The sequence below is a fragment of the Aneurinibacillus uraniidurans genome, from assembly GCF_028471905.1.
In the GTDB taxonomy this organism is placed as follows: domain Bacteria; phylum Bacillota; class Bacilli; order Aneurinibacillales; family Aneurinibacillaceae; genus Aneurinibacillus; species Aneurinibacillus uraniidurans.
The window spans coordinates 3,588,529-3,604,916 of the sequence record NZ_CP116902.1 but is presented as its reverse complement, the minus strand read 5'-3'; the positions used below and the strand labels follow the sequence as shown (position 1 = coordinate 3,604,916).

Sequence of the window (16,388 nt, the reverse complement as noted above, 5' to 3'; positions counted from 1 at the left end):
AAGTAATACGTTACGAATTGCTATCGTACTCGTTGCCTCCTATTCGGAACCGAATCGGAGGCTTTTTGTGTTTTGAGATAACAGCTAACCAGATTGAAAAAACAATCAAAAATCCGCTTAGTTTTTTCCGAGTCCTTTCCTTCTTATCTTGGCAATTATCAAGAAATAGGACGGCATGATTCCTACAATACCCATGGCTGCATAGCCAAGATAATTACCGAATTTAAATACGCTGTTCAAATTGTCTGGATACATGGCAATGATATAAATAACAGGTAGCAATCCATAAACAAATTTTTTATGGTCTTTCTGAAACAGCTGTCCGAGTCCCAGACTTGCTACATAGTAATAGCAAATAACCGTTGTATATATCGTTATGACCCAGAGAATCAAAAGTAACAATTCAAATCGCTCGAAAAATCCTCCGGGCAGTTCAATGGATTTAGATACTTCTACCATAGGCCATGTCAGCGTCTGTATATCATCTACTGTTAACACACCAAAGGAAACTACTACAATGAGAGTATACACAGGAATAATCAAACCAATCCCCAAAAGCGTAGCCTTTACCGCTTTGTTTGGCTCTTTCATAAAGGCAGTAAAAAGTAGCATAACATCAAAGCCACCCATAGAAAGGGCTGTGCTTTGAACACCTTTTAATACAGGCATAACCCCATCCCCAAGCACGGGACGAACATTATCTAGTTCGAAATCCCCGAAACTGAATGCACATAACACTAAAATAATGATGAATATAACCGGGAAAAAAAATTCACATATACGTGCGATAGGATTTGCTCCTTCCACCGTAATATATGTTACTACACTTATAAAAGCGATTATAATCACTTCTATCGGGGTATTTTGCAATAAGTACATGTGGATCAGCTCGCCCATCCCACGCACTTCATATCCAGCGAAGAAAGTGTAATAGATAATTAGTATGAATCCATGAACTTTACCTAAAAATTTTCCGGCTACGATCTGGCTGTATTGGTAGAATGTCTGTCCGGGAAAGCGTTGACTCAACTTGGCGAGTATATACCCCGCCAACAGGGCAATAAAACCACCCAGGAGCACGGAGATCCACCCATCAGGTGTACCGACTTTTGTTGCGATTTCCCTAGGAGACATAAGAATTCCTACCCCAATAATGGTATTCCATACAATCAAAGTAGCTTGCGTTGTTGTGATTTGGTCTTTTGTATTGATTAGCATAATGTAAGTGACCTTATATTCAGTTTAGGAAGGTACGTCAGCGATTTTTTCCACATGATGATAATCCCCATTCTTCTTTATTTTGAAGCTGTTTTTACTTATTATTCCTTTTAGTCGAATAAATAGTTGACCAGATCGAATATTTTACGATGAAAATAAGGAGTATAGGAAATAAATTCTGGATGGAACGGAGTGATGAGATGGATTACAATACAAAGGATCTGAAACATTATACGATGTATCAAAAAAGGCTGAGGAAATAGAGTAAGAAGTAAGTAAATCCAAAACGCGGGAGTGTGCAGATATGTCTTTATACATTGAACGTCGAATTGGAAAGATGGCAATGCAGCTGGCTCTTCTGGAAGAAGGCGATCATGAAGCAGAAAGCGTTCTGCTTGCACAATTGAAAAATGTAGGTTATCGGTTCTGCAAGGGAAAAGTAGGCTCGATGGATGCTCACAAGGTCGTTGCTGCAGTGGAAACAGCTGCGAAAAAAACAATCATTGATGGTTCGTTTTACCGTGAGACACATTCGCTGTATCACGCCATTCTTGAAGCGATGCAAGGGGTAACCAGGGGACAGGTTCAACTTGGGACCGTGCTTCGCACCGTTGGATTAAACTTTGCGATTGTGAGAGGAAGACCGTATGATCAGGAGCGGGAGGACGAGTGGATTGCAGTTGCACTCTACGGAACAATCGGAGCTCCTGTTAGAGGATTGGAGCACGAAACATTAGGGCTTGGCATTAATCATATTTAGGTAAATAACACTTGACTGTTTTATAACTCTTCTGTATATTGATAATAATCATAATGAGTTGAAGAATAGTACGAAGTATAAAGATGGCCGTTTGCATAAGGAGTTAGTCCAGAGTTTTAGTTTTGCAAAAGGTTAATCAGTGATGTATACTATGTATTGTAAGCGCTTCATTATGTATTGTGTTAGACAGTATGACGATTGAATATGAATAGCCCATAGTTGGTAAGTAGAAATCAGGGGGCTGCATATTTCTTAAAGAAAGCGATTTTTTCGCTCTATTTAAGTGTATGCAGCCCCCCTTTTTGTATAAAAAAAGGAGGCTGGAACAGATGATTACAGTAAAAGGACATTCACTCACATTGGCGGATGTGAAGGCCGTTTTGTATAACAATGAAAAGGTGGTAGCTTCAGTAGAAAGTTTAGAACGTGTAGATGCTAGTCGGCGAGCCGTTGAAAAAATTGTGGCAGAAAATCGCGTAGCATATGGAATTAACACAGGATTTGGCAAACTAAGTGATGTTGTGATTGATCAAAAAGATGTAGAAAGTTTGCAACTCAATTTGATTCGCAGTCACGCTTGCGGCGTTGGCGAACCATTTCCGGAAATCGTATCGCGGGCAATGCTTCTGTTGCGAGCGAATGCTCTGCTCAAAGGGCACTCCGGTGTACGTCGTCAGGTCGTTGACTGCTTGCTTGCCCTGTTAAATAAGCAGATCCACCCTGTAGTGCCGCAGCAAGGATCGCTTGGTGCGAGTGGTGATTTAGCGCCTCTGTCTCATTTGACTCTCGCTCTTATTGGAGAAGGGGAAGTGTTTTATAAAGGAGAAATCGTTCCGTCACTCACTGCATTACAGAAAGAAGGAATTACACCTCTTGTGTTAACAGCGAAGGAAGGGCTGGCTCTTATTAACGGAACGCAGGCTATGACAGCGATGGGTGTTGTGGCATATTTAGAAGCGGAGCAGCTTGCGTATCAATCAGAGTTAATCGCTTCGCTGACGCTGGAAGGATTGCGCGGCATCATCGATGCGTTTGCGGAAGAAGTACAAATCGTACGCGGCTATCCGGAGCAAATCGCGGTAGCAGAGCGGATTCGCAGCTACGTAGCTGATAGCAAGTTGATTACTCGACAAGGGGAGCTTCGTGTGCAGGACGCATACTCGCTTCGTTGCATTCCACAAGTACATGGGGCATCCTGGCAAGCACTTAATTACGTGAAAGAAAAGCTGGAAATTGAGATCAACGCCGCAACGGATAATCCGCTCATTTTTGATGACGGTGAAAAGGTTATTTCAGGCGGAAACTTCCACGGCCAGCCGATTGCTCTTGCGATGGACTTTTTAGCGATTGCCATGGCTGAGTTTGCGAATATTTCAGAGCGACGCATCGAGCGACTTGTGAATCCGCAATTGAATGATCTGCCACCGTTTTTGAGCCCACAGCCGGGTGTACAGTCAGGGGCGATGATTCTGCAATATTGCGCGGCAGCACTTGTTTCTGAAAACAAAACACTTGCCCATCCGGCCAGCGTAGATTCGATTCCGTCATCTGCTAATCAAGAAGATCATGTAAGTATGGGAACGATCGGTGCACGTCATGCGTATCAAGTAGTTCTCAATTGCCGTAAGGTGCTGGCGATTGAATTAATATGCGCTCTCCAGGCGGTTGAGTATCGCGGTGTAGAGAAGACAGCATCAATCACAAAACAATTCCATACAATGGCGCGGACCGTTACTCCGGCGATGACAAAAGATCGTATTTTTTCTAAAGACATCAACGCTGTTGACCAATTTTTAAAAGCAACAGACGTTAACCAGGTAATCAAACAAACTCCTAAGGAACTCACTGTATAAATCGTACGGAATGAGTAGCACACTTTGGAATAGATACAGAAAAATTAGGTAAAGGAGATGATAGTTATATGGGTAACGGGAATCAGCACGAATTACAGCGTACCATGAAAAGCAGACATTTATTTATGATTTCGATTGGCGGAGTAATCGGTACAGGTTTATTCCTTGGTGCTGGATATACAATTAATCAAGCAGGTCCAGGAGGAGCCGTTCTCGCGTATATCGCGGGAGGCTTCCTCATGTACCTTGTCATGCTCTGCCTGGGTGAACTGGCTGTTGCTATGCCAGTAGCAGGTTCCTTCCAAACATATGCGAGTAAATATATAGGACCCGCCACTGGATTTACGATCGGGTGGATGTATTGGCTTAATTGGGCGGTTACAGTGGGCGTAGAATTTACTGCTGCCGGAATGTTAATGAAGCGCTGGTTTCCGATGACACCGGTATGGGTGTGGTGTATCGTGTTTGCTGTCTCGTTATTTTTGATGAATGCATTCTCGGCAAAAAGTTTTGCGGAAACAGAATTTTGGTTTTCAAGTATTAAAGTTGTTGCGATCATTCTCTTTATCGTAGTGGGCAGTTCCGTATTGTTTGGCTTTATCTCTATAAAAGGACAGCATGCTCCTATGTTTTCCAACTTTGTGAATGACGGTGGGCTATTTCCAAAAGGAATTAGCGCTGTACTTCTTTCGATGATTGCTGTTACTTTTTCGTTCCAAGGGACTGAAGTGATCGGTGTAGCCGCAGGTGAAAGTGAAAAGCCGGAAAAAACGATCCCACGTTCGATCCGTGCCACTGCATGGCGCACGATGTTCTTTTATGTGATTTCGATGATTGTACTAGTTGGTTTAATTCCTTGGCGCAAGGCCGGTGTAATCGAAAGTCCATTTGTCATGGTTTTCGATGGAGTTGGGATTCCGTATGCAGCTGATTTTATGAACTTTGTTATTCTTACTGCTGTACTCTCGGTAGGGAATTCGGGGCTTTATGCGGGTTCACGTATGTTATGGGGGTTAGCTCGTGATGGAATGGCAAGTCCTTTCTTAGGAAAGCTAAGCAGAAAACAAATACCGCTTAACGCTTTGATCACGACTCTCGCGGTTGCCTGTCTGTCACTTTTGTCCAGCTTTGTAGCGGAAGATACTCTTTATGTCTTGCTTGTTTCGGTTGCGGGTCTGGCGGGTATTGTCGTGTGGCTGGGAGTGGGTGTTTCGCAATACCTATTTCGTAAGCGCTTTCTTGAAGCGGGGGGGAAACTAGATGAGTTAAAGTATCGAACTCCACTTTATCCGTTCGTACCTATTCTTTGCACGGTATTATGCTCAATTGTGATTGTTAGCATGGCATTTGATGCAGAGCAGCGAATGGCTCTATACTGTGGGCTTCCATTTATGGCTGGCTGTTACCTCTACTACTTCTTACGTATCAAAAAGAAACAAGAAGGCGAGCAGACAACGAACGAAATCGAAACGACTCAATTTGTTGGAAATGCTGAATAAATGGTTAAGTAAAAAAAGAGGGGGACATCCCCCTCTTTTTTTATATGAAAATTAATCCAAACAATATTGTGCTAGTAATCCAAATTATTATCCATAGTTTTATTTTTTTCGAATTATTATAATTTATCTATATTTTACTTTGATAAAGTGAATGTACAGTAAATTAGTTTGTAGATATTTTAAATTTCTATCAAAAAGGAGGTATAAATTAATTAAAATAAGTTTTGAAAGCGGTTTCTATTTGTAGTGTTTTAGTTACAGTGAACCATTATAGTGAGAAATGAGGGATATCTTTTGATGAACGAACAAAAGATTAAAATGGATGATGTACCACTCAATAAGTTTCATTTAAAGATTACTGCACTTACTTTTGGAGCGAATTTCTCTGATGGTTACGCCCTTGGAATTATTGGAATGGCTCTTACTTTGCTTAGTCCTCAAATGAAGCTCAGCCCTCTATGGGAAGGATTGATTGGAAGTTCTGCCTTAATTGGAGTATTTCTAGGATGTTTAGTACTTGGAAGGCTAGCTGATAGGATAGGTAGACAAAAAATTTTCCAGTTAAATTTTTTGGTAATTACCATTGCTTCAGTCTTACAATTCTTTGTCAATGATCCAGCCGTTTTATTTGCTCTACGATTACTGATAGGATTTGCTCTTGGAGGGGACTTCACCGTCGGATCGACATTGCTTGCAGAATTTGCCCCTAGAAAATATCGGGGGTTCCTATTAGCCTTTTTAAACGTAATTTGGACAGTTGGATATGTAGCATCAAATTTTATTGGGTATTATTTGGAGCAAACAGGTCCTGAATCCTGGCGTTGGATGCTTGTCAGTACAGCTATTCCTGCTTTTATTGTACTTCTTTTGCGAATCGGGACGCCTGAATCACCGGGATGGCTTGTCAGTGTAGGACGCATTGATGAAGCACGTCAAATTGTAAAAAAATACGTTAGTCCTCATGCAGAAATTGATGAAACACTTATCAATCATACTGAAACAACGCATGGTTTTCGTGATCTTTTTAGTAAACAGCTTTGGAAAAACACAGCTTTTGGTGGTCTTTTTTATGCATGTCAGGTTCTTCCATACTATGCCATTTATACATTTCTTCCCGTCATTTTAAGTGCGATGGGTTTTACGGAAAGCTTCTTTGTAGACATGGTATTAAATATATTCTTGCTTATTGGTACAATTGCCGGTCTTTGGTGTATAGAGAAGTTCTCACGTAGAGGTTTTACCATTAACACTTTTGCCATACTTGCGGTCTCTTTGTTTATTCTTAGTATTTTACACAATGGACCACAAAGCTTAGTTATTATAGCCTTTGTAGTGTTTACTTTTGTAATGGCTGCAGCGGGAAATCTTACGTTGGTATATCCAGCCGAGCTTTTCCCAACTGAAATTCGTTCGACAGGAGTGGGAGTTGTTTCAGCAATTAGCCGGATTGGATCTGCTGCGGGAACATTCTTTCTACCGATAAGCCTCAACTCTTTTGGATTGAATTTCACAATGATTGGAATGACTGGAGTACTACTTATAGGGTTAATTGTATCCATTGCCTGGGCTCCGGAAACCAAATCATTGGCCTTGAATGAAGCCAGCAACTTACTATGCGATGAGGGGCAGACCCTGCAGGTGCAGGAGATAGAGAGTGTGTAAAAAGCAGTCAGGATCATTGGACTGCTGATCGTTACAATGGGAAGGAAGGTTTAATATGGGAAAAGAAGCGCATCGTTATCCAAGCGAACTTGAACACGTGGTACTGGGGACGGGTCCTGTTACGGTTGAAGAAATGGTGGCGGTGGCCCGTTACAAGGCAAAAGTGTCTTTCTCACAACAGTATTGCGATCGGGTGGTGGCATCGAGAAGCTTGATTGAACGATTTTTGCGGGAGAATCGGCTTATTTATGGCGTAACCACTGGTTTTGGTGAAAACGTCACTGAGGTGATTTCCCCGGAAGATGCCACGACATTGCAGCATAACATTATTCGCTCACATGCGGTTTCCGTCGGCGAGCCTCTGGAGAAAGAGATCGTAAGGGCCATCCAGTTCATGATTCTGGTCAGTCTTGGACAAGGTTACTCGGGCGTACGATTGGAAGCGCTTCAACTGATCGCCAGCCTACTCAATGAGGAGATCACTCCGTTTGCACCGGGCGAAGGCTCTGTCGGCTATCTAGCACCGGAAGCCCATATGGCGCTTGTGCTGATCGGGGAAGGGAAGGCATGGTATCAAGGAGAACTGTTGGAAGGAAAAGAGGCTTTGCACAGAGCGGGATTGCAGCCGATTGAGCTCGGTTGCAAGGAAGGGCTGGCTTTGATCAGCGGAACCACCTCGATCACCGCTTTTGCAGCGTTAGCCCTGTACAATGCCAGTCAAGCCGTCAAAACAGCCGATGTGGCGGGGGCGATGTCTCTTGAAGCGTTAAAAGGAACAATAAAAGCGTGCGATCCGCGATTGCATGCTGTGAAGAAACACGACGAACAATCCGCGACGGCAAAAACGATCCTGCACATCCTCAAAGGCAGCGAAATCGCAGAGGCATACAAAAGCCACCGTCTGCAGGATGCGCTTAGCTTGCGGTGTATTCCCCAACTGCACGGGGCTTGCAAAAAGCTGCTCAAGGATGCTCGAGAAGTGATTGAGAATGAGATGGCATCTACCGGTGACAATCCGATTATTTACCCAGAGGACGACGATGGCATCGCCCTGATGGGAGGGAATTTTGATGGGACCTATGTGGGGATGTACAGTGATTCCATGTGTATTGCAATGGCCAATTTAGCAAAAATGGCAGAGCGGCGAATCGATCGGCTCGTGAATCATCATCATAGCGAGCTCCCAAGCTTTCTTGTAGCCAATCCAGGGTTGAATAACGGTTATATGATTCCACAATATACGGCAGCAGGGCTTCTCGGGGAAATCAAGGTGCTGTCACATCCCTCTACCGTTGACAACATTTCAACGAGTGCCAATCAGGAGGATCAGGTGAGCATGGCGTACTTTGCAGCCAAGAAAGCGTATCACATCTCCAAAAAAGTGGAGTACATCCTTGCGATTGAATTGATGACCGTGGCGCAGGCACTGGATTTTCACAAGCCGTTGAAGCCATCGCCTGTCACGGAGGCCGTCTACCAAAAAATTCGCAGCATGGTCCCAACGGTTAAAGTGGATCGATATTTTTATCCAGATATCGAATACATCCGCGATCAGCTTCATCATGGGGAATTCGTCAAGCTTGTGGAAGAAAGAATTGGCAGCATGTCATTCTAGGAAAATATACAGCAAAGCAGCTTCTCCTTTTGTCAGAGGGAAGCTGCTTTCTTCGTCCCCATTCTCGATTTGGTATGAATACGCCATACAAGCTACAATATAGGGGGTATATCACAAATAGAGGAGATTGAATATATGAACCAACTTCCTCAGCATGCGGCTTTTTCACATTTGCTGCTTATGGGAACATTTGTGCATGAATACACATATGAACAGATGCAGGAGGCATACGGAGTCACGATTAACCCTACACTCGTCATGCTTGTTTCTGTTGATCGCTATCCAGACTTGATCATTGGAAAAGAAATTGAGTGGAAGATTGAATTGGGACAGACGCTGATGAAGGCGATCTGTAAGATGGTGACCGCTCCGTTTACCTGGCTTTGGATTGAAGAAGGGGTGGTGGCTTTGTTAATAGAACTGCCTGTACAAACGGAACAGACGCCCCTGAGCCTAAACGCGATACGGATCGCCAACGAGATCCAGAAGGCAAGCGATGCGGAGCGGATTTCTGTTTCGATCGGTATCGGCACGTATTATAGCGATCCGGTGATGCTACAGCGTTCATATCAGGAAGCGATGCATTCTATGATCGACCGCTTTTTTCAGGGGAACCGTATGATTTTTTCATATATGAAAAAGAAACAGTCGGAAGCGGCAGCACGCGAGACGATGTCCGCCTATAAAGAAAATATCGAGAGGGAGCGCGTTGACCTGCTAGCGAGGGTTCATATCGGCGATGTCGAGGGAGCCATCACTGTTTTGCCAACACTATTGGAAAAGGTGGCACAAGCCAATCAGTATAATGTTAGCCGATTTCAATCAGAAGTAGTCAACTTGGTGATGATGGTATCGAGGCTGGTGCTGGAGGCAGGATTCAGTGCGGAAACGATTTTGACGGAGAACGCCCATTTCATTCAGGAATTGTATCGGACGATCCGCTACGACAAGTTCGTTCAGAAGGTGTGCACGTATGTGCGACAATTGACGGAACAGATAGCGTTAACACAGACGCTGTATGTTTCCCCGCTCATTCGTCAGGCCGTCCGATTTATCAAGGAACAGTTGAACGAGAGAATCATGCTGGAAGAAGTAGCACAATATTGTTGTCTGAGTAAATATCACCTCAGCCATTTGTTCAAGCGAGAGGTGGGGCTGAGCGTCATTGATTTCATCAACAAGCTTCGTCTTGAAAAAGCAAAGTATTATCTGGAGACAACTGATTTGACGGTGCAGCAGATCGCGAGTCAGGTTGGGTTTCAGGATGCTAGCTACTTTAGCCGCATGTTCAAGAAAGTGCACCAGTTCAGCCCGTCCGAATATCGTTCGCGCAATATTGCGCTAGATCCAAACAAGTTAAGAAGTACGTGAATCCAAAACACCGACACACCAATTTTAGGTCCAAATCTTTCCTTATGAGGTAAGGATTTGGCCTCTTACTATTCATGCAGAAAGTATCAAGGGGGATAATAAATTGTCTTATTCAATAAAAATGATGAGAAAAAATGAACAAACAACAAGCCTTTGGTCAGGTGGAATCACAACCCAACTTGCAATTTATCCGGAAGATGCGGATTATACGAAACGTGATTTCAAATGGCGGATTAGTTCCGCAGATGTTGAAGTGGAAGAATCCGTATTTACGCCTCTTCCAGGCATCCAAAGAATCATTATGATCATGGAGGGGGAAATGTTTCTTCAACATGAGGGGAAGCATCAGGTGCTTTTAAAGCCATTTGAACAGGATCGCTTTAGCGGGGACTGGACAACCCGAAGTATGGGTAGAGTAAAGGACTTTAATTTGATGTTAGCAGAAGGGTGCAGTGGAGAACTTCGCGCTATTCATCTCAAAAAAGGGATCCATAATGAAGTGTTAGATACTGCATATAGTAGGGAAGGTGCAAAAAGATCTGAGGCTTTTTATTGTGTCAATGGAAGCGTTCGAGCGATCATTGATGAAAATGAGGTTTTGGTTTTAGAGAAAGGTGACGTAATGATTGTAAACGCGGAAAATTTACGCAAAACCATAAAAGTAAAGGTATGTAATCACGATGAATTAACTGCTAGTATCATAAAAGCAAGCATTTTTTATTAATGAATATAATGAGACCTCCAAAATGGTAATCTCCGATATAGATGAGGAAAGGACGATTCTATGCGTTTGCTTATTGCTGACAGAGATTCAACAGAACGGACCGGGATTGAATGGTTGATGAATTCGTATTCGATAAGATTTGCGGATATCCGCCAGGCTGTAGATATGGTATCGCTTATGAAAGAACTGGAAGAGTACAAGCCGGATGTGCTTTTTGTAGAGCTTGAAATGATTCCTTCTACCGGCTGGGATGTTTTTATACAGGCGATCGAAAAGTATGCAGGTGCTGTTATCGCCGTAACAGCAGAAGCTGTTTTCGAAAGAGCCTGGCAAGCGACCCAATTACAAGCAGCGGGATTTTTGGTCAAACCATTGTCACCTGATCAAATCAGACCACTCATTACAAAGGTAGTTCGCAAGCAGCGGAAAAAAGAACGAATGGTAACGGATGTAGAGATAGAGAAGGAAGCGCTGCAAAGGCAGTATGCTTCACTATTTTTTGATATGGAAGTAACGATGGGTAACGATATCAGCATGATGATCGTGCAGCCGGAAGATAAAAAGGAGCTAAAAGAGCTTACGGAATGGTTAGAGAATTATTCATTTGCACAGCAACCGTATATCCTGCCATTACGTGAGCATATTGTTTGCCTGTTACCTTTTTATACAAGCGAAATGCTGCATCAGGAAGCGCGGCGTATGGAAAGAGAAGCTTCGAGGAGACAGGAAAGTAGATTGTTTATTGTTCTTTCATCTGTCGGGTATTCCTCCTTAACCGCTCATCATTGCTACGAAAAAGCATTACAGGCCTTAAACATGATTTTTTTTAAGGGGTACCAGCAAATCGTGCACATTCAGGACACGCCTGCTTTCCTTGAAATCGATCCTTTCTTAACTCCTGCTGAACAGCGAGCATGGATGACAATGCTTGAAGAAGGGGATAGAGCAGCTATTAAACGCTGGATGTATGAGCAGTTCACTGAATTTCCGCAGGGTTTCCCTGAACCTGAGCTGCTGCGGATTCGGATGACGAGCATTCTTGCTCATTTGCGGCGCTTTATGCAAACGTATCAGCTTCAGAAGATATCGCAAATGGAAATTCGCTATCAGGAGATTTTCCAAACCATTTTGCATATGCCCGTGTTATTTCGAATTGTACAAGAAGTGCTGCTTTTTATTTTTGATATTATTCAACAGGCGCAGAATCAGAAGGAAAATGCACATGGTGATTTTATTGAGAGAGGTCTCCGCTACATTGATGAGCATTTTCACCGCTCCAATCTAAGTTTGGAGGAAGTAGCTAGCCATGTTCAACGAAGCCCAAGCTATTTCAGCCATGTGCTGTCGACCCAAAGAGAGCAAACGTTCCGTCACTATCTAATGGATGTGCGCATTAAGCAGGCGAAGCATTTGCTGTCATCCACTTCGCTGACCGTACGCGAAATTGCCTTTGCGGTCGGATATGATGACCCTAATTATTTTAGCCGCCTATTCAAGGAGTGTACGGGCTGTTCTCCTCGTCTCTGGAGAAATAAAAAGATAGTCCAGAAAAACAAATAAAAATCCAGTTTATCTGCAGAATTAGAAAAAGAAAGCGATATCAATATACTGAATCATTCATGATTTACAAAAACACTCTTCTACTTTCTATTCGTCGTTCTTAATAAAATAAAAGTAAGAAAAGAACAAAGGAGTGACGAAAGTTGGAAAAAACAACAGGACAAAAACGAGTATACCGAGCTCCACACGGAACGGAGTTAAATACAAAAGGGTGGGTTCAGGAGGCAGCGCTGCGCATGCTTTTCAACAACCTTGACCCGGAAGTTGCAGAATGGCCAGAGGACCTTGTTGTATATGGGGGAATTGGAAGAGCGGCTCGTAACTGGGAAAGCTTCGATGCGATTGTTCACACACTGAAAAATCTGGAAGATGACGAAACGATGCTCGTACAGTCTGGAAAACCGGTTGCTGTGTTCAAGTCTCATCCAGATGCTCCACGGGTGCTGCTTGCAAATTCAAACTTGGTTCCAGCCTGGGCAAATTGGGATCACTTCCATGAGCTTGATAAAAAAGGTCTCATGATGTACGGACAAATGACAGCTGGCAGCTGGATTTATATCGGAAGTCAAGGAATTGTACAAGGAACGTACGAAACATTCGCAGAGTGTGCGAAACAGCATTTTGGAGGTAGCCTGAAAGGAACCATCACGGTTACAGCCGGTTTAGGCGGCATGGGCGGCGCTCAGCCACTGGCGGTTACAATGAACGATGGGGTTGTGATCGGGATCGACGTGGATCGCACACGCATCGAAAAACGTATCGAAACTCGTTATTGCGATATCCTTGTGGAAACGCTGGACGAAGCGATTGCGCTTGCGGAAAAAGCGAAACAAGAAGGGCGTGCCCTTTCCATTGGTCTCTTAGGAAATGCGGCTGAAATCTTGCCAGAAATGATTCAGCGAAACTTTATCCCAGATGTTATTACCGATCAGACATCAGCACACGATCCGTTAAATGGATACCTGCCTGCCAACATGACGCTGGAAGAAGGGGCAAAGCTTCGCGCTGCTGATCCAGAAGAGTATGTAAAGCGTTCGAAAGCGAGCATGGCTGTGCATGTTCAGGCCATTTTAGATATGCAGGCAAGAGGAGCCGTTGCCTTTGACTATGGCAACAACATTCGTCAGGTTGCATTAGACCAAGGGGTAGAAAATGCATTTGCATTCCCAGGATTCGTACCGGCGTATATTCGCCCGCAATTCTGTGAAGGTAAAGGACCATTCCGCTGGGTTGCTCTGTCCGGTGATCCAGAAGATATTTACAAAACAGACGAAGTGATCTTACGTGAATTCTCTTATAATGAGCACCTTTGCCGTTGGATCAAAATGGCTCAGGAACGCATCGCATTCCAGGGGCTTCCTTCTCGCATTTGCTGGTTAGGGTATGGAGAACGCGCACGTTTTGCGAAAATCATCAATGATATGGTACGCAATGGTGAGTTAAAAGCACCAATTGTAATTGGACGTGACCATCTTGATTCCGGGTCCGTTGCATCGCCAAACCGGGAAACAGAAGCAATGCGTGATGGCAGTGATGCTGTAGCTGACTGGCCGATCCTTAACGCTATGATTAATGCGGTAGGTGGCGCAAGCTGGGTATCTGTTCATCATGGCGGTGGCGTAGGTATGGGATACTCCCTGCATGCCGGAATGGTTATTGTAGCTGACGGAACAGAAGCGGCAGAAAAACGCCTCGAACGTGTATTAACTTCAGACCCGGGTATGGGAGTCGTTCGTCACGCAGATGCAGGCTATGAACTGGCAATTGAAACAGCGAAAAATAAAGGCGTTCATATTCCGATGTTACGAAGCTAAGGAGGGTTATGATGAAACAAAAACCGATTCTGCTTCGTCATGCAGCACAGCTTGTTACACTTCAAGGAACATCTGCACAACCGGTAACAGGAACAGCCATGAGCAATTTACACATTATTGAAGATGGAGCCGTCTGGATAGAAGACGGCTCTATCCAGATGGTAGATCGGGATGAAGTCGTGACAGCTTTTTATCAGGATCGTCTTCACGAAGCTGATGTGATCGATGCGTCAGGAAAAGTAGTGACACCTGGGCTAATTGATCCGCATACTCATCTGGTGTTTGCCGGAAGCCGGGAAAATGAATTTGAAATGCGGCTCGCTGGCAAAACATACATGGAGATTATGAATGCGGGCGGCGGCATTCATAATACAACACGTGCAACGCAGGCTGCTAGCGAAGAAGAATTATATAAGGAAGCGTACCAGCGTCTCAATCGCTTTTTGCAATACGGTGTAACGACAGTGGAAGCGAAAAGTGGATATGGCTTAACGTTAGAACATGAAATGAAGCAGCTTCATGTAGCGAAGCAACTTCAGGATACGCATCCAATCGATATCGTTTCTACTTTTATGGGCGCACATGCTGTGCCTGCTGAGTATAAACACGACCCAGATCGTTTTGTTGATATTCTCGTAAATGAGATGATTCCGGAAGTGGCTAAAAGCGGTCTTGCCCAGTTTAATGATGTATTTTGTGAACACGGTGTGTTTACACCGGAACAGTCCGAGAGAATTTTGCGCGCAGGGATGGAACATGGCCTGCTTCCGAAAATTCACGCGGATGAGATTGAACCGTATCAGGGGGCGGAACTGGCTGCGCGTCTGGGAGCTGTGTCGGCCGATCACCTTTTGCGGGCATCGGATGAAGGAATCCGGCAGATGGCGGAAAAAGGAGTCGTTGCGGTCTTGCTGCCAGGCACAGCCTTCTTTTTGAAGGCAGAGGCTGCCAATGGCCGGAAAATGATTGACGCTGGCGTAGCTGTTGCCTTGTCTACAGACCGGAATCCTGGTTCTTCTCCGAGTGAATCGATGCCGTTCATCATGAATCTCGGCTGTCTAACGATGGGAATGACACCTGCTGAGGTACTCGTTGCCGCTACCATTAATGCGGCGCATGCGATTAAACAGGCGCACCGGGTAGGAAGCCTCGAAAAAGGAAAAGCAGCGGATCTCGTCGTATTTGACGCACCAAACTATTCGTATATGCAGTATAACTACGGCGTGAATCTTGTAGATACTGTGATTAAAGCAGGGAAGATTGTGGTGCAGAAAGGGAGTTTGACGCATGAAGTATCCGTATCCCCAGCTTAAGCCGCCTTCGTTTCGCTGGTCCGCCGCACAAGGAACGGAACCAAAAGTAAACGAATGGATTCGTACTCTCTCTAGTGAGGAACAAACAGTGGATTTTAGCTCCGTGGATGTAACCATCCTCGGGGTTCCGCTGTCCCGTTCATCCATTAGCGCATCAGCGGCGAGTGAAAACCCGGAGGCGATGCGTCAGGCATGGAAAGCATTTAATCCATACCATCTTGAATATGATATCGATTTAACTCCGTTGCATGTTTTGGATTTAGGAGACGTGCGCCAGCATGTAACCGATATTCCTCTTTCTCATCAGTGGATCACAGACGCTATGGTTTCGATGCGCCAGCATCATGCGCATGCACTTCCTATTATGCTGGGAGGAGATCATTCGATTACGGCGATGCTTGTGAAAGGCTGGAAACAGGCTCATCCAGAGCAGCGTATTGGAATTTTGCAGTTGGATACTCATTTTGATTTACGCAGTCTTGAAGATAACGGTCCAAGCAATGGAACGCCAATTCGTAATTTGATCGAAAGCGGTACGATTCTTGGTGAGGACGTGTGGAATGTAGGGCTGCACGGCTTTTATAATGCGAAATCATTAAAAGAATATGCAGACAAAAAAGGTGTTCAGTATGTCACCCTGCGTCAGGTGAGAGAGAAGGGCATTGTTTCTACGATTCAAGCTGCATTGGATGATCTGAGTGGAAAAGTCGATGTCATTTATCTCACGGTCGATATGGACGTACTGGATATCGCTTATGCGCCGGGGGTTCCGGCTGCCACTCCTGGTGGAATGCGTACGGATGAGTTGTTTGAAGCGGTTTACCTGGCTGGAAGCCATCCGCTTGTTCAGGCGATGGATATTGTCTGCCTTGATCCGTATCGTGATGTAGCTCAGGTTACGGTGAAGGCAGGGGTTCATGTAATGCTTACCTTTTTGACAGGGTTTATGCAGCGAAAAGCACAGTATCGAAAGTGAGTGCTGCAGCGTATCGGGAGCAA

Annotated in this window: 12 protein-coding genes; 11 read left to right on the top strand and 1 reads right to left on the bottom strand. The window is 44.4% G+C overall.

Annotation, left to right across the window (positions count from 1 at the left end; all coding sequences use genetic code 11):
* Positions 1-117: 117 nt before the first annotated feature.
* Positions 118-1,218 carry a GerAB/ArcD/ProY family transporter gene (locus PO771_RS18015; RefSeq protein ID WP_272561011.1) on the bottom strand — a complete coding sequence of 367 codons (1,101 nt, stop codon included), beginning with the start codon at positions 1,216-1,218 and terminating at the stop codon, positions 118-120.
* Positions 1,219-1,522: 304 nt separating this feature from the next.
* Here PO771_RS18015 and hutP point away from each other — a divergent pair, with 304 nt between their 5' ends.
* The 11 genes from hutP (at position 1,523) to hutG (ending at position 16,365) form a co-directional block, all read left to right on the top strand.
* Entirely contained in the window at positions 1,523-1,978 is a 456-nt protein-coding gene (gene hutP / locus PO771_RS18010) for a histidine utilization transcription antiterminator HutP (RefSeq protein ID WP_272561010.1), read from the top strand.
* Between the two features lie 329 nt (positions 1,979-2,307).
* The gene (gene hutH, locus PO771_RS18005) at positions 2,308-3,831 is read left to right on the top strand and encodes a histidine ammonia-lyase (protein ID WP_272561009.1); all 1,524 of its coding nucleotides are present in this window, start codon (positions 2,308-2,310) and stop codon (positions 3,829-3,831) included.
* A gap of 68 nt (positions 3,832-3,899) precedes the next feature.
* Positions 3,900-5,330, top strand: a complete 1,431-nt coding sequence (locus PO771_RS18000) for an amino acid permease (protein ID WP_272561008.1) — start codon at positions 3,900-3,902, stop codon at positions 5,328-5,330.
* A 297-nt stretch (positions 5,331-5,627) separates the two neighbouring features.
* On the top strand, positions 5,628-6,992 hold the full coding sequence (locus tag PO771_RS17995) for an MFS transporter (protein ID WP_272561007.1): 1,365 nt from the start codon (positions 5,628-5,630) through the stop codon (positions 6,990-6,992).
* A gap of 55 nt (positions 6,993-7,047) precedes the next feature.
* Positions 7,048-8,607 (top strand): histidine ammonia-lyase, encoded by a 1,560-nt coding sequence (hutH, locus tag PO771_RS17990; protein WP_272561006.1) that lies wholly within the window; start codon positions 7,048-7,050, stop codon positions 8,605-8,607.
* Between the two features lie 135 nt (positions 8,608-8,742).
* Positions 8,743-9,978: a helix-turn-helix domain-containing protein gene (locus PO771_RS17985; protein WP_272561004.1), complete on the top strand. Its 1,236-nt coding sequence runs from the start codon at positions 8,743-8,745 to the stop codon at positions 9,976-9,978.
* A gap of 103 nt (positions 9,979-10,081) precedes the next feature.
* The gene (locus tag PO771_RS17980) at positions 10,082-10,702 is read left to right on the top strand and encodes a HutD/Ves family protein (RefSeq protein WP_272561003.1); all 621 of its coding nucleotides are present in this window, start codon (positions 10,082-10,084) and stop codon (positions 10,700-10,702) included.
* A 60-nt stretch (positions 10,703-10,762) separates the two neighbouring features.
* On the top strand, positions 10,763-12,262 hold the full coding sequence (locus PO771_RS17975) for a helix-turn-helix domain-containing protein (protein ID WP_272561002.1): 1,500 nt from the start codon (positions 10,763-10,765) through the stop codon (positions 12,260-12,262).
* Positions 12,263-12,405: 143 nt separating this feature from the next.
* On the top strand, positions 12,406-14,076 hold the full coding sequence (hutU, locus tag PO771_RS17970; RefSeq protein ID WP_272561000.1) for a urocanate hydratase: 1,671 nt from the start codon (positions 12,406-12,408) through the stop codon (positions 14,074-14,076).
* Positions 14,077-14,087: 11 nt separating this feature from the next.
* On the top strand, positions 14,088-15,389 hold the full coding sequence (gene hutI / locus PO771_RS17965) for an imidazolonepropionase (protein WP_272563209.1): 1,302 nt from the start codon (positions 14,088-14,090) through the stop codon (positions 15,387-15,389).
* Positions 15,364-16,365, top strand: a complete 1,002-nt coding sequence (gene hutG / locus PO771_RS17960; protein ID WP_272560999.1) for a formimidoylglutamase — start codon at positions 15,364-15,366, stop codon at positions 16,363-16,365. Before hutI ends, hutG begins: the two co-directional genes overlap by 26 nt.
* Positions 16,366-16,388: the final 23 nt, after the last annotated feature.

Excerpts from the sequence above, each read along its gene's own strand:
- PO771_RS18015 (WP_272561011.1), bottom strand. The coding sequence starts at position 1,218 with ATGCTAATCAATACAAAAGACCAAATCACAACAACGCAAGCTACTTTG.
- hutP (WP_272561010.1), top strand. The coding sequence starts at position 1,523 with ATGTCTTTATACATTGAACGTCGAATTGGAAAGATGGCAATGCAGCTG.
- hutH (WP_272561009.1), top strand. The coding sequence starts at position 2,308 with ATGATTACAGTAAAAGGACATTCACTCACATTGGCGGATGTGAAGGCC.
- PO771_RS18000 (WP_272561008.1), top strand. The coding sequence starts at position 3,900 with ATGGGTAACGGGAATCAGCACGAATTACAGCGTACCATGAAAAGCAGA.
- PO771_RS17995 (WP_272561007.1), top strand. The coding sequence starts at position 5,628 with ATGAACGAACAAAAGATTAAAATGGATGATGTACCACTCAATAAGTTT.
- hutH (WP_272561006.1), top strand. The coding sequence starts at position 7,048 with ATGGGAAAAGAAGCGCATCGTTATCCAAGCGAACTTGAACACGTGGTA.
- PO771_RS17985 (WP_272561004.1), top strand. The coding sequence starts at position 8,743 with ATGAACCAACTTCCTCAGCATGCGGCTTTTTCACATTTGCTGCTTATG.
- PO771_RS17975 (WP_272561002.1), top strand. The coding sequence starts at position 10,763 with ATGCGTTTGCTTATTGCTGACAGAGATTCAACAGAACGGACCGGGATT.
- hutI (WP_272563209.1), top strand. The coding sequence starts at position 14,088 with ATGAAACAAAAACCGATTCTGCTTCGTCATGCAGCACAGCTTGTTACA.
- hutG (WP_272560999.1), top strand. The coding sequence starts at position 15,364 with ATGAAGTATCCGTATCCCCAGCTTAAGCCGCCTTCGTTTCGCTGGTCC.